At 66.3% G+C, this 17,973-nt stretch carries 18 protein-coding genes; 13 read left to right on the top strand and 5 right to left on the bottom strand.

Going from position 1 to position 17,973, the window contains the following annotated elements; translation table 11 throughout:
* Positions 1-25 precede the first annotated feature (25 nt).
* The 3 genes from EO245_RS02650 to EO245_RS02640 all read right to left on the bottom strand — a co-directional run bounded on the left by EO245_RS02650 (position 26) and on the right by EO245_RS02640 (position 3,324).
* Positions 26-601 carry a GNAT family N-acetyltransferase gene (locus EO245_RS02650; RefSeq protein ID WP_128891478.1) on the bottom strand — a complete coding sequence of 192 codons (576 nt, stop codon included), beginning with the start codon at positions 599-601 and terminating at the stop codon, positions 26-28.
* Between the two features lies 1 nt (position 602).
* Positions 603-1,598 (bottom strand): porphobilinogen synthase, encoded by a 996-nt coding sequence (gene hemB, locus EO245_RS02645; RefSeq protein ID WP_128891477.1) that lies wholly within the window; start codon positions 1,596-1,598, stop codon positions 603-605.
* Positions 1,599-1,668: 70 nt separating this feature from the next.
* A complete protein-coding gene (locus tag EO245_RS02640) occupies positions 1,669-3,324 on the bottom strand; it encodes a M23 family metallopeptidase (protein WP_234026938.1) in 1,656 nt (551 codons plus the stop codon).
* A 188-nt stretch (positions 3,325-3,512) separates the two neighbouring features.
* On the opposite strand from EO245_RS02640, the gene EO245_RS02635 reads away from it, so the two are divergent.
* From EO245_RS02635 to EO245_RS02600, 8 genes are all read left to right on the top strand, one after another.
* Positions 3,513-6,017 carry a helicase-related protein gene (locus tag EO245_RS02635; RefSeq protein ID WP_164931248.1) on the top strand — a complete coding sequence of 835 codons (2,505 nt, stop codon included), beginning with the start codon at positions 3,513-3,515 and terminating at the stop codon, positions 6,015-6,017.
* On the top strand, positions 6,017-6,340 hold the full coding sequence (locus EO245_RS02630; protein WP_128891476.1) for an RNA-binding S4 domain-containing protein: 324 nt from the start codon (positions 6,017-6,019) through the stop codon (positions 6,338-6,340). The genes EO245_RS02635 and EO245_RS02630 overlap by 1 nt, the downstream gene beginning before the upstream one ends.
* Positions 6,337-6,675 (top strand): ferredoxin FdxA, encoded by a 339-nt coding sequence (gene fdxA, locus EO245_RS02625; protein ID WP_128891475.1) that lies wholly within the window; start codon positions 6,337-6,339, stop codon positions 6,673-6,675. Before EO245_RS02630 ends, fdxA begins: the two co-directional genes overlap by 4 nt.
* A 22-nt stretch (positions 6,676-6,697) precedes the next feature.
* The gene (locus EO245_RS02620; protein WP_128891474.1) at positions 6,698-7,498 is read left to right on the top strand and encodes a YihY/virulence factor BrkB family protein; all 801 of its coding nucleotides are present in this window, start codon (positions 6,698-6,700) and stop codon (positions 7,496-7,498) included.
* A 204-nt stretch (positions 7,499-7,702) separates the two neighbouring features.
* Complete coding sequence (locus EO245_RS02615) at positions 7,703-8,236, top strand: CarD family transcriptional regulator (RefSeq protein WP_128891473.1); 534 nt, start codon at positions 7,703-7,705, stop codon at positions 8,234-8,236.
* A 122-nt stretch (positions 8,237-8,358) separates the two neighbouring features.
* The gene (locus tag EO245_RS02610; RefSeq protein WP_128891472.1) at positions 8,359-9,333 is read left to right on the top strand and encodes a head GIN domain-containing protein; all 975 of its coding nucleotides are present in this window, start codon (positions 8,359-8,361) and stop codon (positions 9,331-9,333) included.
* A 35-nt stretch (positions 9,334-9,368) separates the two neighbouring features.
* Positions 9,369-10,121: a GIN domain-containing protein gene (locus EO245_RS02605; RefSeq protein WP_128891471.1), complete on the top strand. Its 753-nt coding sequence runs from the start codon at positions 9,369-9,371 to the stop codon at positions 10,119-10,121.
* Positions 10,122-10,175: 54 nt separating this feature from the next.
* Positions 10,176-10,508, top strand: coding sequence for a hypothetical protein (locus tag EO245_RS02600; RefSeq protein ID WP_128891470.1), 333 nt, complete (start codon positions 10,176-10,178; stop codon positions 10,506-10,508).
* A gap of 9 nt (positions 10,509-10,517) precedes the next feature.
* Here the strand turns inward: EO245_RS02600 and EO245_RS02595 are convergent, their stop codons facing one another.
* Positions 10,518-11,471 (bottom strand): L-threonylcarbamoyladenylate synthase, encoded by a 954-nt coding sequence (locus EO245_RS02595; protein ID WP_128891469.1) that lies wholly within the window; start codon positions 11,469-11,471, stop codon positions 10,518-10,520.
* A gap of 52 nt (positions 11,472-11,523) precedes the next feature.
* On the opposite strand from EO245_RS02595, the gene EO245_RS02590 reads away from it, so the two are divergent.
* Both EO245_RS02590 and EO245_RS02585 read left to right on the top strand, forming a co-directional pair.
* Positions 11,524-13,266: an acyl-CoA dehydrogenase gene (locus EO245_RS02590; RefSeq protein ID WP_128891468.1), complete on the top strand. Its 1,743-nt coding sequence runs from the start codon at positions 11,524-11,526 to the stop codon at positions 13,264-13,266.
* A gap of 5 nt (positions 13,267-13,271) precedes the next feature.
* Positions 13,272-14,048, top strand: a complete 777-nt coding sequence (locus EO245_RS02585; protein ID WP_128891467.1) for a DUF815 domain-containing protein — start codon at positions 13,272-13,274, stop codon at positions 14,046-14,048.
* On the opposite strand, the gene EO245_RS02580 is transcribed toward EO245_RS02585, so the two are convergent.
* Positions 14,049-15,512 (bottom strand): sorbosone dehydrogenase family protein, encoded by a 1,464-nt coding sequence (locus EO245_RS02580; RefSeq protein WP_128891466.1) that lies wholly within the window; start codon positions 15,510-15,512, stop codon positions 14,049-14,051.
* A gap of 63 nt (positions 15,513-15,575) precedes the next feature.
* On the opposite strand from EO245_RS02580, the gene EO245_RS02575 reads away from it, so the two are divergent.
* The 3 genes from EO245_RS02575 (at position 15,576) to EO245_RS02565 (ending at position 17,971) form a co-directional block, all read left to right on the top strand.
* On the top strand, positions 15,576-16,058 hold the full coding sequence (locus EO245_RS02575) for a GAF domain-containing protein (RefSeq protein ID WP_128891465.1): 483 nt from the start codon (positions 15,576-15,578) through the stop codon (positions 16,056-16,058).
* Positions 16,059-16,175: 117 nt separating this feature from the next.
* On the top strand, positions 16,176-17,144 hold the full coding sequence (locus tag EO245_RS02570; RefSeq protein ID WP_128891464.1) for a glycine zipper domain-containing protein: 969 nt from the start codon (positions 16,176-16,178) through the stop codon (positions 17,142-17,144).
* A gap of 71 nt (positions 17,145-17,215) precedes the next feature.
* The gene (locus EO245_RS02565) at positions 17,216-17,971 is read left to right on the top strand and encodes a response regulator (RefSeq protein ID WP_128891463.1); all 756 of its coding nucleotides are present in this window, start codon (positions 17,216-17,218) and stop codon (positions 17,969-17,971) included.
* The last annotated feature ends 2 nt before the right edge of the window (positions 17,972-17,973 follow it).

Below are 17,973 nucleotides of genomic sequence, written 5' to 3'. Positions count from 1 at the left end.
CCAGAGACCCCTTCAGCGGGCCTTTTCAGCGAGCCTTGCGCCAGCCTTCGCGGTCGATCGAATACACGATCGTGTCGCGGAAGGGCGGCTCGAAGCGCTCGTCCTCGTAGTCGAGGTCTTCGCGCCGCTGCATGCCGAGCGCGATCATCAGCCCCCAGCTCGGCGCATTCGGATCGACGGTGAGAGCATGGACTTCCTCGGCCCCGAAACGCTCGAATGCGAGGTCGAGCGCAGCCCGCGCGGCTTCCTTCGCATAGCCCTTGCCCCAGGCATCTTCGCGCAGCCGCCAGCCAATCTCGAACTCGTCCGCGACGCTCGACCCGGGTGCATCGGCGCGCTTGAGGCCGCAAAAGCCGAGCACTTCGCCCGACAGGTGACCGCCGTCGTCCTTGCGCTCGATCAGCCAGAAGCAAAAGCCATTGCGCCTGGCGCAGGCTTCGACCCGGCCGCGCTGCATTTGCATGCCGTCCTCGTCGAGCACGCCGAGCAGCCATTGCATGACCGCAGGCGTATTGGTGACCCGGAAAAACGCGTCCCAGTCCGCATCGCCGTGGAAGTCGCGCAGGACCAGACGCTCGGTTTCGTGTCGGAAATCGCTCATGTCAGGCTCCGAGCAGGCGGGCAGCGACCGGCGCGTGATAGGTCAGCACGCCGCTGCATCCCGCGCGCTTGAAGGCGATGAGCTTCTCCATCAGCAGCGCATCGCGGTCGCCGATCCCTGCTGCAGCGCCGGTTTCGATCAGGGCATATTCGCCGCTCACCTGGTAGGCGAAGACCGGCACGCCGAAGCGCTCTTTCGCGCGCCAGATAATGTCGAGATAGGCAAGCCCCGGTTTCACCATGACGCTGTCCGCGCCCTCGGCGATATCCAGCTCGATTTCACGCAGCGCCTCGTCGCCGTTCGCCGGATCCATCTGGTAGCTCTTCTTGTCGCCCTTCAGCAGCCCGCCCGAGCCGACCGCATCGCGGAACGGGCCGTAGAAGGCCGAGGCATACTTCGCCGAATAGGCCATGATCTGGACGTTGGGATGCGCGTTCATCTCCAGCGCCATGCGGATCGCGCGCACGCGGCCGTCCATCATGTCCGACGGAGCGATGATGTCCGCGCCCGCGTCCGCCTGGTTGACCGCCTGGTCGACCAGCACCGCGACCGTATCGTCGTTCACGACATAGCCGGCATCGTCGAGCAGCCCGTCCTGCCCGTGGCTCGTATAGGGATCGAGCGCGACGTCGGTCAGGATGCCGATGTCGCTGCCGCAGGCATCGCGCACAGCCTTGATCGCGCGGCACATGAGGTTGTCCGGGTTGAGCGCTTCGGCCCCGTCGTCGCTGCGCTTGTCCTGCGGGGTGTTGGGGAACAGCGCGATGCAGGGAATGCCGAGCGAGACGGCTTCCTTCGCGCGCGCGGCGATCCCGTCGACCGACCAGCGCGAAACGCCGGGAAGCGTGGCGACCGGTTCCTCCACGCCCTGCCCCTCGGTGACGAAGAGCGGCCAGATGAGGTCGGCAGGCGTGAGCACGGTTTCGCGGTGCATCGCACGGCTCCACGCCGCAGCGCGGGTCCGGCGCAGGCGCGTATTGGGATAGCTGGCAGTCATGGGGAGGCTGTGTGCCGCAATTGGCGGGCCGGTTCAATCGGCCTTGCGCGTCGCCCGGTCAGTCGCCCCGTCAGCCGACCTTCTTCGGCTGGTCCACCTTGTCGATTTCGCGCGCGGGTTCCTCGTCGACCATTTCAACCGGCGTGCGCTCGAGATCGGCCAGTGCCGCGCCTTCGTCGACAGTCTTGAGGCGGATGAGGGATTCGCGGAAACGGCGCAGTTCCTCGCCTTCCAGCTGCGCGCGGGTGACGAAGTTGACGCTTTGCGGATTAATCGCCCGGCCGCCGCGATACATCTCGTAATGGAGATGCGGCCCGGTCGAGAGGCCGGTCGAGCCGACATAGCCGATCACCTGCCCGCGCCGCACATTCTGGCCGCTGCGCACGGCAAGGCGGCTCATGTGGCAATAGCGGGTCTGCAGCCCGCCGCCGTGCGAAAGCCGCACCGCGATGCCGCAGCCGCCCATCCGGCCTGCCCCGCTCACCTGCCCATCGGTCACGGCCACGATCGGCGTGCCGTAGGAAGCGCGAAAGTCGAGCCCGGAGTGCATCCGGCGATAGCCGAGGATCGGATGGCGCCGCATGCCGAAGCCGGAGCTCATCGAGCCCGGAACCGGGCGGACCAGGCCGCTGCGCTGTTCGCCGACGCCCGACGCCTCATAGAAACGGCCGTCCTTGCCCCAGCGCATCAGCTGGATGTTCGGCTGCCCGCCGCGATCGATCCCGGCATAGAGCAACTGGCCCGCCTGTCGCTCGCCGGTCGCCGCGCGGCGGTAGGAAACGATCATATCGAAGGTATCGGTGGCGCGGACCGAGCGGTCCATGTCGACCTGCTCGCCGAGCGCCTTGAGGTACTGCTGCACCGCGCTCGCCGGAGCGCCTGCTGCACGCGCCGAACGGTAGAGGCTCTGCCCCACGGTGCCGCGAATGCGGAGCGGTGTTTCGTCGACCCGGATCGGAATGCGGCGCAGTGCGAGATTGTCGCCATTGCGCTCGACCGCGAGTTCGAGGTCGAAACGGGCGCGGAAATTCAGCGCATCGAGGGGGCGCGGCGTGCCGGGAGACACGCGGCGGCCGAGAGTGATGTCCACCTGCGTGCCGGATTCGATATCCTTCAGGTCGACGCTACGCGCGACGAGCTCGCTCACCCGCTGCGCATCGCCGCTGCCGACGCCTGCTCGCTGGAGCATGCGTTCGAAACTGTCGCCCTGCGAAAGCGTCGCCACCAGCATGAGCTGCGGACGCTCCGGCGCTCGGGCCAGTTCCTTGACCGCCGGGGTTGCACCCATGTGGCGCCCGCTGTCCGCGCCGAGCGCGAGCGGCATGATCATCTGGCTGCGGAATTCGTCGCGCGAGGTCTGGTCGATATCCATCGCCGGCGCTGCCTCGACCGGCGAGAAATCGGGCCAGAAGGCGAGCGCCGCTGCAGACAGGGCGAGCATGGTGCCCAGCCCGCGGAACCAGCGGCGACTGCCGATCGCCTCGGCAAGGTCCGGCGCGATGTCGATCGCGGCAATCTTTTCCGAAGTGTTATGACGCCATTCGTCGAAGCGTTCGCGCAGGCCGTCGCCGCGCTGGAGGCGATGATGTGCCTCTTCTTCGACCCGGGCGGGTTCGGGGGCGTCTTTTCCGAGGATCTGCGAATGCGCAAGGGTCACGGCCCGCCAGGGCACGTCCTTGCCATTCTCCGCCTCGGCGGAATCCTCGATTTTGCGCGGTTTGTACAACGCGCCCTCCAATAAGGGCCGCCAGAAACCGGCGGCCAGACCCACTCGTGGCCTTATCGCCTCGTTCGTCGGGAATTAAAGTAAATATCGCCTTAATCTGCGGTCAAGTGCGTTTGGCTGTCGACAAGCTGCGTGTCCCGCGCCCGGACGAGGGGCCAGCGGTTGTCGCGCGGCATGTGCGCTGCCACATGAGGGGGGTGACGGACAGCACGATCAAGGCGGTTCTCGGGCCCACCAATACCGGCAAGACGCATCTCGCGATCGAGCGCATGTGCGCCCATTCGAGCGGCGCCATCGGCTTTCCCCTGCGCCTGCTCGCGCGCGAGGTCTACGACCGGGTCGTCGCGATCAAGGGCGAGAAACAGGTCGCGCTGATCACCGGCGAGGAGCGGATCGAGCCGCCCGAAGCGCGCTATTTCTGCTGCACTGCCGAAGCCATGCCGCGCGATGGCGGCGGCCACGCCTTCGTCGCGCTCGACGAGGCGCAGCTCGGCGCCAATCGCGAGCGCGGGCATATATTCACCGACCGGCTGCTCCACGCACGGGGGCGCGAGGAGACCATGCTGCTCGGCGCGGCAACGCTCGAGCCGATGGTTCGCGCGCTGGTGCCGAGGGCCGAGATCATCGAGCGGCCGCGTTTTTCCACCCTCACCCATGCCGGCGCGCGCAAGCTCTCGCGCCTTCCCCCGCGCAGCGCGATCGTCGCTTTCAGTGCCGAACAGGTCTACGCGGTGGCCGAGATGCTTCGCCGGTTCCGCGGCGGGAGCGCGGTGGTGATGGGCGCGCTGAGCCCGGAAACGCGCAACAAGCAGGTCGCCATGTTCCAGGCGGGCGAGGTCGACTACATCGTCGCGACCGACGCGATCGGCATGGGCCTCAATCTCGATGTGCGCCACGTCGCCTTCGCCTCGCTCGCCAAGTTCGACGGGGTCAAGCAGCGCCGCCTGACTCCTTCCGAAATGGCCCAGATCGCCGGGCGCGCGGGGCGACACCAGCAGGACGGGACGTTCGGGACGCTTTCCGGCGTCGGCGGGCATCATGCCGAGCCGGCGGAGTTTTCCGAGGAAGAGATCTACGCGATCGAGGAACACCGCTTCCGCCCGATCACCCGCCTTTTCTGGCGCGAGGCCGAACCCCGGTTCGACAGTATCGCGACGCTGATCGCCGACCTCGAGGCGAAACCGGAAGAGGAAGAGCTGCGCCTCGTCCCGGAATCGATCGACCTTGCCGTGCTCAAACGCCTCGCGGAAACGCCGCTTGCCGACGGGGTGCGCGGGGCAGGCAATGTCCGCCGCTTCTGGGAAGCATGCTCGCTGCCCGACTTCCGCCAGGTCGGGCCCGACACCCATGCACGCTTCGTCGCGCGGCTGTGGCAGGATTTGCGGGGCGGCTATATCGGGGCCGACTTCGCCGCTGCGCGCATTGCCGAACTCGACAATGTGCAGGGCGACATCCATACGCTGCAGGGCCGGATCGCGGCGATCCGCAGCTGGGCCTACATCTGCCAGCGCCCCGACTGGGTGCTCGCGCGCGACGAGATGGCTGCGCGCGCAAGGGCGGTGGAAGCGCGGCTGTCGGATGCGCTACATGCCCGGCTGACCGAACGTTTTGTGAATAGAAGGACTGCAATCCTGATGAAATCGCTGGGACAGGATGCTTCCCTACTGCCCGTGACGCTGGCCGAAGACGGCAGCCTGCTGGTCGAGGACGAGGCGATCGGCCGGATCGAGGGTTTCCGCTTCACCGTCGACCATTCGGCCAACCATGCCGATCGCAAGATGCTGCTCGCGGCAGGCGAGAAGGCCCTGCCGCGCATCCTTTCCGAGCGGGCCGAGGCCCTCGTTGCCGGCGGGCTCGACGGCGTAACCATCGAGAAGGGAGCGCTGCGCTGGGACGGGCACCTGCTCGCCAGGCTCGTGGTCGAGGGTTCGCCGACCAGGCCGCGGCTCGATCTTGCGCGCGAGCTCGACGCGCTGCCGGACGAAGCGCGCGCCAAGCTGGTTGCGGCGCTCGATACCTGGCTCGCCAAGCAGCTCGAACCGCTTGAGCCGCTGGCGAAAATGGAAGCTGCGACGCAGGACCCCAATGCCGGGTCGCAGGCCCGCGCATTGCTGCTCAACGTTATTTCGGGTCACGGCTATGTCGGCCGCGAAAAGGCGGGGATCGAGCATTTGCCCAAGGAAATGCGGCCGTTCCTGAGGCGGCTTGGCGTCACTTTCGGCGCGCTCGACATTTTCGCCCCCGCCCTTCTCAAGCCTGCACCGCGCAAGTTGCTCAACGCGATGGGCATCGATCGCCGCGCGCTCAACGAAGCGATGATCCCGGTGATCGAGGGCGAGAGGAAGCTGCCTTCGGGCTATCGCCCGGCCGGCGGACAGGCGGTGCGCGTCGATGTCGCGGAGAAGGTGCTGCGCGCCGCACACGAAGCGCGCGCCAAGTCGAAGAACCGCAAGTTCATCCTCGACCCCTCGCTCGCCATCTCGACCGGCCTCACGCCCGACAGCTTCCGCCGACTGCTCGGCGCAGCAGGTTTCCGCCACCAGCCGGGCAAGGCGCTGGCCGAAAAGGCGTTCGGTCCGCCCGCGCCCGGTTTCTTCGAGTGGCGCCCTTCGCGCCGCAAGCAGGAACGCGCCAAGCCCTCCAAGCCGCGCGAGGGCAATGCTTTCGCCGGGCTGGCTGACCTCATCCGGTAATGCGCATAGACCGCCTGCTGCACTGGTGCCGCTTCACGCGAACGCGGGGCCTGGCGCAGCGGATGGTCGATGGCGGGCACATCCGCCTCAACCGCGAGCGGGTGACCCGGTGCAGCCAGCCGGTCGGCGTCGGCGACGTCCTCACTTTGCCGTTCGGGAACCCGGTCACGGTCGTCGCGATTGAGCAATTGCCGGTGCGGCGCGGACCGGCTGATGAAGCGCAAAGCTGCTATCGGGTGCTTGACCCGGCGGGTGAAAGCGCCATAGCAGCGCAGGGCACGGCCCGCTCGGCGGGCAGGAAACAAGGGAATACACCGCAATGACCTATGTCGTCACCGACGCATGCATCAAATGCAAGTACACCGACTGTGTCGAAGTGTGCCCGGTAGACTGTTTCTACGAAGGCGAGACCATGCTGGTCATCAACCCTTCGGAATGCATCGATTGCGGCGTGTGCGAACCCGAATGCCCGGCCGAGGCGATCCTCCCCGATACCGAGGACGGTCTCGAGAAGTGGCTCGAGCTCAACACCAAGTACTCCGCCGAATGGCCGAACATCACGAGCCAGAAGGATCCGCCCGAGGACGCCGACGAGCACAAGGGCGAAGAAGGCAAGTTCGAGAAGTACTTCACCCCGGAGCCGGGCGAAGGCGATTGATCTTCGCACCCGGGTCGCAGCCATGCTGACCCTGCTCAAACGCGCCTGGGCACGCTCGACCGAAAACACGATTTCGCTGACTGCGGCGGGAATCGCCTATTTCGCATTCCTCGCGATGGTGCCGCTGCTCGCCGTGGCGGTGCTGATCTATGGCCTTGTCGCCGAGCCGGCTACGGTCGCGCGCCATGTCGCGGTGCTGGCGAGCAATTTGCCCGCATCGGCGGCCGATCTGGTCGGAGAGCAGCTGCGCAGCGTGGTCGAGGGTTCGAAAGGTGCCAAGGGTCTCGGGCTCCTCACCGCTTTCGCCGTGTCGCTGTTCAGCGCGCGTAGCGGTGCCGGCTCGATCATCACCGCGCTCAATGTCGCCTTTTGCGCGGACGAGACGCGCAACATCCTCAAGTTCAACCTGGTGGCCATCCTGCTCACCATCGGCGCGCTCGTGGCTTTCGGCGTGTCCGCCTTCGCGATCGCTGCGACCAGTGCGCTGGGCGGCATTGCCGCGAGCATAGCCGCTTTCGCTTTGCTCGGCGCGACCGGATTCGGCGGAGCGGCGCTCGCCTACCGGGTAGCGCCGCATCGTCGCCAGCCGCCCCGATGGCCGGCGCTGTGGCCCGGCGCGCTGCTGTTCGCGATCGGCTGGCTCATCGCGACATCCGCCTTCGGCTACTATTCGGCGAATTTTGCCAATTACAACGCGACTTATGGCTCGCTCGGCGCGGTCATCGTGCTGCTGACCTGGCTGTATCTCAGCGCCTTCCTGTTCCTCTTCGGAGCCGAGCTGAATGCCGCGCGCGAACGCCATGCCGAGGGCAGTCAAGGCTGAAAGGCGAAAGACTCGCAATTTTGTTGCGGTTGTGTTATATAATCCATCAACCGCGCCGGTTTGGTCCCGGCGACGGAGGATAGAACGGAAAGGTCAGGACCACTCGCGACAACACAATCCGGTTCCGACCGGGCTGACACGGCCCGGGCGAAGGGTCGGTTTTCGTCGCTTCCGGGGGCTCCCGACCGCTAGAAAGGACTGTGTATGGCAGCCAAGGCTCCCGCCTTCGACGTGGGCGATTACGTCGTTTACCCCAAGCATGGTGTCGGTCGCGTGATCGAACTGCAGAATGAAGAGATCGCGGGCATGCAGCTCGAGCTCTACGTCCTGCGTTTCGAGAAAGAGCGCATGACCCTGCGCGTCCCGACCAACAAGGTCGAATCGATCGGCATGCGCAAGCTGTCGAGCGACAAGACGCTCAAGGAAGCGATGGAAACCCTCAAGGGCAAGCCGAAGGTGAAGCGCACCATGTGGTCGCGCCGCGCGCAGGAGTACGAGGCCAAGATCAACTCGGGCGAAATCGTCCTGATCGCCGAAGTCACCCGCGACCTGTTCCGTCCGGACGACCAGCCGGAACAGAGCTATTCGGAACGCCAGATCTTCGAAGCGGCCTCGAGCCGTCTCGCCCGCGAACTCGCGGCGATGGAGAAGACCGACGAGGCGACCGCGCTCGAGAAAATCCTCGACGTGCTGCGCGAGCATGCGCCGCAGTATTACGAGAACACCGAAGACGCCTGATCGACGGGCGACATTCTCGTATCGACAGGGGCCGTCCGATTGGGCGGCCCTTTTCGTTGGGGGTGTTGAAGGCGGATGCCTGCTGTATTATATCAGCAATACGCATTAGCTGGAGAACCCCCATGCTCAACGATATCCTGAGGAATGTCGGAACGATTGTCGGAGCCGCGATGTCGGGCAAGTTCGACGACAAGAACTTCCGGTTCGACAAGACCAATTTCCGCTTCGATGGCGCCCGCTTCCATTTCGACGGCGAGCACGATGGCCAGACGCTCGACGAGCTCGACCTGACCCAGCCCGCACCGGAAAAGCTTATCGTGATGGGCTCGACCAATGTCGAAATCACCGAGGGCAAGACCTTCCGCATCAATGCGAGCGGCGAAGGCGCAGATGCCCTGCGCTATTCGCTCAAGGATGGCCGGCTGGTCATCATGCGCAAGGACGGGCGCGATGTGGCGCATGTCGAGGTCACCATGCCCGCCCCCCGCACGCTCGTCGTCGCCGGTTCGGGCATGATCTCGACCAATGCGCTCGCAGCCGAGGCCAAGGTCGTCATTGCAGGATCGGGCATCATCGTCCTCGACGAGATTTCCATCGAGCGCCTCAAGGCGAACCTCATGGGCTCGGGCATGCTGGTGGCAGACGGCAGCACTGCAAAGCTCAAGCTCAATGTCGCCGGTTCCGGCAAGGCTATGCTCGCGCATTGCGAGGTCGAAACCGCGAAGATCACCCTGGCGGGTTCGGGCCACGCAATGGTCGCCAGCGACGGTGCGATCGAAGCGACCACCATGGGCTCCGGCACGCTGATGGTATTCGGCAATGCGAAGCTCACGACGACTTCGCTCGGCTCGGGCAAGATCCACTGCGCGCCGCGCGAGAACCGCGGGCCGCACGAGCGCCCGCCGATGGACGCGCGCCGCAAGGAGTTCGCGCGCAAGGTCGCCAACGAGCCGGCAGAGGAAGAAGCGCCTGCGGCGCCGGAAAAGCCCAAGGCGAAAAAGGCGAAGAAAGCAAAGCCCGCCAAGGCAGCGAAGCCGGCCAAGCCTGCTAAGCCCAAGAAAGCGAAAAAGGCCAAGAAGCCGAAGAAATTGGACTGACCGTCCGCACCACCAGGGATAAACCGGAGACGACGATGAAATTCACCCCGCGCAACATTCTCGGCCCCCTCTACGCGATCGGCCTCGCGACGACGCTGGCGGCCTGCAACGACATGGACATCCAGATCGACGGCGACGGCGTTCCGCTCTCGGAATTCGACACCTCTGGCGATGCCCCGACCGGTGTGACGCTGGCAGGGCCCGACAATATCGTGGTCACCACCGGCGATGCTTTCACCATCGAGGTCGAAGGCGACGAGGAAGTAACCGACAAGCTGCGCTTCGACCGCGACGGCGACAATTTCGCCGTCTATCGCGAAGGCAAGAACTGGAGCGGCGACAACACGGCGACCATCCGCGTCACCATCCCTTCGCTCGACACGATGAATATCGCCGGTTCGGGCACGATCGAGGCCGATCGCCTGTCGGGCGACGCGACTGTCTCGATCGGCGGATCCGGCAAAGCGAGCGCGGCTTCGGTCGAGGCCGGCAGGCTCGACGTGAACATCGGCGGCTCCGGCAGCTTCACCGGCTCGGGCACGGCCGACAGCCTCGACTTCAATCTCGGCGGTTCGGGAGAAGCCTCGATGGCCGAAATCACGGTCGGTTCGGCCGACATCAACATCGCGGGCTCTGGCAAGGCGATTTTCGCATCCGGCGGCGATGTCGAGGCGAACATCTTCGGCTCGGGCACCGTTACGGTGACGGGCGGCGCGACCTGCAAGGCCAATACGGTCGGGTCGGGCAAGCTGATCTGCGACGACGTCGAAACCGAACCGAACACGTAATTCATCGACGCGCCAGAAACCGCGCCTATAGTGCCGCGCATGGAGGGATCGTCCATGCGCGGCATTTTCGTTTCGGTACTGGTTTCATCGAGCATGTTCCTCAGCGGGTGCATCGCCAAGACCGCGTTCGACGTGGCGACTGCGCCGGTCCGGGTTGCGGGCAAGGCGGTCGACCTGGCGACGACCAGCCAGTCCGAAGCGGACGAGAAGCGCGGGCGCGAAATCCGCAAGCGCGAAGAACGGCTCGGCAAGCTGGAACGCGAATATGCCAAGCAGCGCGAAGATTGCCTCGATGGCGACGAGGACGCCTGCGAAGACGCTCGCGAGACCTATGCCGAAATCGAGGAGCTCATCCCGACGATCCCGGTCGAACCGGTCGACGACTGATGCGAAGCGCTAGGCCGCAGCACGGCGCAGGCGGTCGTTAATCGCCTTGCCGATGCCCTCGTTCGGGATCGGTGCGACGGCAATCTCGGGCTGCTGCGAGACAGCAGCCTCGTGGAGACAGCGATAGAGCGAGGCGGCCGCCTCGGTCAGGTCGCCCGATGACGAGAGCGTGCAGTCGCCCGCGACATCTCCGAAGCCGATCATGAATTCACCGTTGCGAGCCTCGCTCGCTTCGAGCCGGACGGGCTTTCCGGGCGCGTAGTGGCTCGACAATTGCCCCGGTGCTTCGACCCCACCGCGATGCGCTTCCGGATCGAGCGGTCGGTCGTAGTAGAAGCGGTGCATCGCCGCCGTATCGAATGGCCCGGGGCGCAGTTCGTCCCATTTGCCGCCCTCGCGGATCGCAACGATGGTCGATTCCAGCCCCGCCTCGCTTTCGCCGCCGTCGATCACTGCATCGATCCGCCCGTCGAGCGAGGCAAGGACGTGCGCAGCGCTGGTCGGGCTGATGAAGCCGCTGCGATTGGCCGATGGCGCGGCGAGCGGGAAGTCTACCGCACCGAGCAGTTCATGCATCACCGGATGCGCGGGTGCGCGAAGCGCAATGGTCGGCAATCCCGCAGTGACGGCGGGTGCGAGGTTTGCGTCCTTCTTGCGCGGGAGGACGAGCGTGAGCGGCCCCGGCCAGTGGTTCTCGGCCAGCAGGCTCGCCGCCTCATCGAACTGCGCATAGGCCTGCGCCTGCTCTGCATCGCGGACATGGACGATCAGCGGATTGAAGCTCGGTCGGCCCTTGGCGGCGTAGATCCGCGCGACCGCTTCTGCGCTGTCGGCACGGGCGGCGAGGCCGTAGACGGTCTCGGTCGGAACCGCGACAAGACCGCCCCGTTCGAGAATCGCCGCGGCATGCGCGATTCCCGCCGCGTCCGCCCGTAGCGTTTCCGTAGCGTTCTTGCCCGTCATGCCTGCGAGCTATAGGTGATGCAGCCCAAAGCCAAGAGGACTCGACAAAGCCGTGACCCCCTTCTCGCCCGCCACCAACGACCAGCTTCTCGCCATCCGCGTCAACGCAGGCATTGCCGACCTTGCCGAGAGCGAGCGCTATGCCGCCGCCGAAGAGGACATGGTCGAAGCCATCGTCGAAGGCGTCGGCCAGTTCGCCGCCGGCGAATTCGCCCCGCTCAACCGCGTCGGCGACCTCGAAGGCGCGGTGCTCGAAAACGGCGTCGTGCGCCTGCCTGACGGCTTCGCCGAAGCCTATGAGCATTATGTCGAGCAGGGCTGGAACGCGATCGCCTCGCCGACCGAATTCGGCGGCCAGGGCCTGCCCTTCACCCTCGCCTGCAACGTGATCGAGAACCTCGGCACGGCGAACATGGCCTTCACCCTGCTGCCGATGCTGTCGGTCGGCGCAATCGAGGCGCTGGAGCATCACGGGAGCGAAGCGCAGCAGTCGAAATACCTGCCGAAGCTGGTGAGCGGCGAATGGTCGGGCACGATGAACCTGACCGAGCCGCAGGCCGGCAGCGACGTCGGCGCCCTGCGCGCGACCGCCACTCCGATCGAAGATGGCGAGCATGCGGGCAAGTACCTGATCCAGGGCCAGAAGATCTACATCACCTGGGGCGAGCACGAGCTGGCGAAGAACATCATCCACCTCGTCCTCGCGCGCCTACCGGGTGCGCCGGAAGGCAGCGCGGGAATCTCGCTCTTCGTGGTGCCGAAGTACCATGTGAACGAGGACGGCTCGCTCGGGCCGAAGAACGACCTGCGCTGCGTCAGCCTCGAGCACAAGCTCGGCATCAACGCCTCGCCGACCTGCGTCATGAGCTATGGCGACAACGGCGAATGCGTGGGCGAGCTGGTCGGCGCGGAAAACCGCGGCTTGATGGCGATGTTCACCATGATGAACAATGCGCGCATCAATGTCGGCAGCCAAGGCGTCCAGATCGCCGAGCGCGCGCTGCAGCAGGCGCTGTATTACGCGAAGGAGCGCGTCCAGTCGGCCCGCGCGGGCGCGCCCGACAAGACGCCGGTCTCGATCATCGAGCACCCCGACGTGCGCCGCATGGTGCTGCGCATGAAGGCACTGACCGAAGGTGCGCGCGCGCTGCTCTACTACACCGCCGGCCAGGTCGATCGCGGCACGCTGGGCGACGAAGCTGCCAAGCGCCGCGGCGAAGTGCTTGTGCCGATGATCAAGGCATGGGGCACCGACACCGGCATCGAGGTCGCGAGCCTCGGCGTGCAGGTCCACGGCGGCATGGGCTTCGTCGAGGAAACGGGCGCGGCGCAGCATTATCGCGACGCGCGCATTGCGCCGATCTACGAAGGCACCAACGGTATCCAGGCCGCCGACCTCGTCACCCGCAAGCTCGGTTTCGAGAATGGCGAGGTCTATGCCGCGCTGATGGAAGACATCGCGCGCGACGCGGCGGACGAGCCGGCGCTGTTCCAGCTCGCCGGCGACTGCGCGGCCATCGCCAAGTGGATGCGCGACGAGGGTTCGCTCGACGATCGCCTAGCGGGCAGCGTGCCCTTCACCGCCATGTCGGCCATCGCGGTCGCCGGCTGGCAGTTGCTGCGCCAGGCGCGCGCGGTCGAAGGCGGCGAGGCTCCGGCACTGGCGAAGGTCAAGCCGGTCACGACGCGCTATTTCCTCGACCACGTGGTGCCCGAGGCGCTCGGCATGAAGGCCGCTGCGATCGGCGGGGCCGATTTGCTCTACGCGCTCGACGCCGAGCAGCTGGCAGGCTGATAGCCATGGCGCGGGACGATGCCTCGCGCTGGTCGGACAGCCCGGCCTATGTCTGGGCCGGCTCCGAAACGCGCGGCATCGAGCGGATCGATGCACCGCCGCTCGACCTCATGCGCGGTATCGACCGGCAGAAGGCATCAACCCTCGCCAATGTCGAACGGCATGCGAAGGGCGTCGCCGCGCACGACATGCTGCTGTGGGGTAGCCGCGGCATGGGCAAGTCGGCGCTGGTGCGCTCGGTCGTCGCCGACGTACAGGAACGCGCGATCGGCGATATCGCGCTGATCCAGCTTTCCGCAGAACGGATCGACGGTCTGCCCGCGCTCTTTCGCGATCTCGCGCAAATTGAACGCCGCTTCCTCGTCTATGTCGACGATCTCGGCTTCGTACCCGGCTCGATGGAAGGCCCGCGCCGGTTGCGCAGCCTGCTAGAAGGCGGGATCGAGGCGCGGCCGGACAATGTCAGGCTTGCGGTGACGAGCAACTACCGCGCGATCCTCTCGCGCGAAATGGACGCGGGCGAGCAGCGCCACGCGCGCGACCGGGCGGACGACGAGCTTGCGCTGGCCGACCGTTTCGGCCTCGTGCTCGGCTTCCATGCGTGCTCGCAGGACGACTATCTCGCCATCGTTGCAGGCTATGCGGAGCGCTACGGCCTCGACTGGAGCGAGAGTGACGCGATCGAATGGGCCGCGCAGCGGGGCGCCCGCTCAGGGCGCACGGCGTGGCAATATATCACCGAGATCGCCGGCCGCGCCGGGAAGGCGCTGGCGAACCCCTGATCAGTTGATCGGCATCGGCACTTCGCGCGCGAAATCGTCGGTGAAGGCCGCCGAGGGATCGCCGCGCAGTTCGCGTTGCGGCGGCATCGATTCCGAGCGCTGGCGCACGATCTCGCCGCCCGGCGCCGCGCCCGGAGCGATCACCCGCCAGATGATGCCGGCGGTATCGTCGCTCACCAGCAGAGAGCCGTCGGCTGCCCACTCGACCCAGGTCGGCCGTCCGCGCGTCTCGCCCTTGCCGTTGAGGAAGTCGGTCAGCACCGGCACCGGCTTGCCCTGCGGATTGCCGCGCTCGTCGAAGGCGACATAGACCACGTCGTAGCCCGATGCGGGCTTGCGGTTCCACGAACCGTGCCGCGCGATGAAGGCGCCCTGCGAGAACGCCTCGCCCATGCGGTGACCGGCCTGCGAGAACACGAGGCCAAGCGCCGCTACATGCGGGCCGAGCGCATATTCGGGATTGCGCGCATAGGAGGTGACGTAGGTCGGGATCGGGCCGTCGACCCGCTCGTCGATATTGTCGCGATAATAAACCCATGGCCATCCGTACTGCGCGCCGACGGGAACGTTGGTCAGGTAATCGGGCACAAGGTCCGAGCCGAGCATGTCGCGCTCGTTCACCGTGGTCCAGAGCTCTCCGCTCCACGGGTTGAAGGCAAGGCCGTTGGGATTGCGCAGCCCCGCGCCGTAGATGCGCGAAGTGCCGCTCGCGATGTCGTATTCGTGGATCGCCGCGCGGCCTTCCTCGATCTCCATACCCTGCTCGCCGATGTTCGAGACCGAGCCGACAGCGACATAGACCTTCGTTCCGGCCGGGTTGATCTCGATATTGCGCATCCAGTGGCCACCGCCCGGCGGCAGGTCCATCAGCTTGCGCGGCTCGGCGGTGATTTCGGTCGCACCCGGTTCGTAGGGAAAGGCGACGAGGCTGTCGTGATTGGCGACGTAGAGCATGCCGTCGTGCCACGCCATGCCCGAGGGGCTGTCGACCGCTTCGGTCAGGACGAAGCGCCCTTCGGCCGCGCCATCGCCGTCCGCATCGCGCAGCAGCACGACCTGGTTGGGCGATTCACCGCCGGCGCCCGCACGGCTCATCAGCAGGTTGGCGATCCAGCCGGTGATCCCGCCATCGCCTTCCTTCTTCGGCGCGCGGGTCAGCGTTACGAGAATGTCGCCGTTGGGAAGTGCCTGCAGGACGCGCGGATGGTCGAGCCCGTCGGCGAAACGCGTCACGGCCAGGCCTTCGGCGACCGTCGGCACTTCGTCCGCCTGCCAGCCGATCGGCTCGGCGATATTCACCGTCGGGATGGCCTCGCCCTCGGGGGCCGAAAGCACCGGGTCGGTGCCCGAAACCTCGTCGACGGAAAGCTCTGCCGTATCGCCCTGGAGCAGCCACCAGACGAGGAGGCCGAGCCCGAACAGGACGAGGAGGACGATGAGGATGATCTTGCGCGTTCTGGTCATGGCCGCGAGGAATAGGGCCAAGCGGGGCTTGCGGCAATGGCGCAGCGCCCTAGATGGACTGCCATGTACGATTTCAAACCCGATGCGGACCTTCCCAAGCCGGAACGCTATCGCCAGCTGGTCGATGCCGCCGGCGCTCTGGTCGATGGCGAAAGCGACGCGGTCGCCAACATGGCCAATGTCGCCGCGCTGATGTGGGAGTTCCTGCCCGGCATCAACTGGGCGGGTTTCTACCGCGTCGTCGACGGCGAACTCGTGCTCGGCCCGTTCGCCGGGCGTCCGGCCTGCATCCGCATTCCCTTCGGCATCGGCGTGTGCGGCACCGCGGCCTCGACCGGCGAGACCCAGCTGGTGCGCGACGTGCACGACTTTCCCGGCCATATCGCCTGCGATGCCGCGAGCCGCTCGGAAGTGGTCGTGCCGGTCAAGCGCGACGGCGAAGTGATCGCGGTGATCGACATCGACAGCCCGGAACTCGCGCGGTTCGACGAGGAAGATGCAGCCGGGGTCGAAGCGCTCGCGCTGCGGCTCGCCAACGCGATTTAGTCGCGAGTTCGCCCCGAAACGGGACACTGCGCGCCAAGCGCGGGGACTCTGCGCGCTCGCTTGGTATATTTTCCCTTAACGCGCGCAATGCGTGCAGCATGTTCAAGGGGAAATTGCATGACCACCCGCCGGATTTCGACGCTCGCCGTCGGTGCCAGCCTCGCCGCTCTTGCGACCAGCGCAAGCGCGCAGGAAATGACCTATGAAGATCGGACCTACGAATACGCGGTCGAAGAGGCCGTTGCGGAACCGGTAGTCGAAGCGGTCGCCGAACCTGCGCCCATGCCGGAAGTGGTGTTCGAGCCTGCGCCGGTGGTCCAGCCGCTCCCCTCCCCCAAGGCGATCCCCCTGCGCCGTGCGGAACCGGTCTATGAAACCGTGACCGAAGTCGAAACCGCCGCGCATAATGAATATGAGGTCGAGTACGAAACCGCCCCCGAAGCCGGGTATGAGCGCGAAGAGCATTACGAGATCATCCGCCATCGCAGCATGCCCGCGCCGCACATGGCTCACGGCCAGCAGATGCCGCATCACGCGATGCCGCCGCAGCCGATGCAGTTCGACCGCGATGCATGGCTCGAGGATTGCCGTGCGCGCTATCGTTCCTCGGAGCGCGGCGGCGACGGCGACATCATCGGCGGCGTCCTCGGCGCAGCAGCGGGCGGGCTGATCGGCAATCGCATCGCCGATGGCGACCGGCTCGCCGGAACGCTCATCGGTGCAGGCGTCGGCGGACTTGCCGGGGCAGCGATCGGCTCCGCGGTCGATCGTGCCGACCGCGAGGGCGGTGCGCGCGATTATTGCGAGGACTACCTCGACCGCTACCTCGCCGGATATGGCCACCAGGGCTACGGCCATCCCTACGCCTATGGCTATGCCTATTACCCGGCGCCGGTGATGTATGTCCCGGTGATGATCCCGGTCGAGCGCAAGACGATCGTTCGCGAGACGGTCGAATATGTGACCGAGCCGGAAACGGTCTACGAGGAAGTCGAGGTCGAGGAAGTGACCCGCCGCCGCGTGATCGAGCCGGTAAAGACCCAGCGCGTGAAGACGCGGACCGTGAAGCCCGCCAAGGGCGACTAAGCTCGCGTAAATCTTCCCCGCCCGGGAATTTCTTAGGCACAAATTAACCATGGGCTGCGAAACGAGCCTCGATGGCTCAACCGCGCCCACTTGATGCTGGCACTCCCGCACAGCCTGTCGCCCCTGCCCGGGCGGCATCGCGCACGCGTGCGCTGCTGGCAGAAGACAACCCGATTGCGAGCGAGCTGATGTCGCTCATGGCGCAGCGGGTCGGGATCGATCTCGAAACTGCCGACGACGGGCTGGAGGCGCTCGAGCGCATCCGTATCGCCCGCGAGCGCGGCAAGCCTTTCGCACTGCTGTTCGCCGATGCGATCATGCCGGTGCTCGGCGGTGTCGAACTGGCCAAGCGCCTGCGCGCCGAAGGCATTACCGAGCAGGAATTGCCGATCATCGCAGTCAGCGCTGCCGTGAATCCGGCCGAGATCCAGTCCTACACCGATTCCGGGATGCAGGCCTATCTCGCCAAGCCCGTTTCGATCGCGGATCTGGCGGCAGCCGTCGCCGCCTGGGCGCCGCAAAGCGAGCCTGCGAGCGAAACCGGCCCTTCCGGTCCGCGCGCTGCACTCAAGATGCGCTACGAACTGCGCAAGGCGGAAACCTTCGCCCTGCTCTGCGATGCGACCGACGCTCGCGACCATGCTTCCGATACGATCGCACGCATCCGCGATCTCCTGCACAAGCTCGCCGGTACGGCAGGTGCGTTCGGCGAGGACGCACTGAGCGATGCGGCTGGCGAGAGCGTGGACATCCTGCGCGAAGCTTCGCTGGAGAACCTGCAGGACGCGCTCGAACGTTCGCGCGCGCTGCTCGAGGAGGCGGCGTGACG

Source organism: Erythrobacter sp. HKB08, from assembly GCF_004114695.1.
Taxonomy (GTDB): Bacteria; Pseudomonadota; Alphaproteobacteria; order Sphingomonadales; family Sphingomonadaceae; genus Parerythrobacter_A.
Note: the sequence above shows the minus strand (reverse complement) of the source record. Positions and strands in the feature narration are given on the sequence as shown.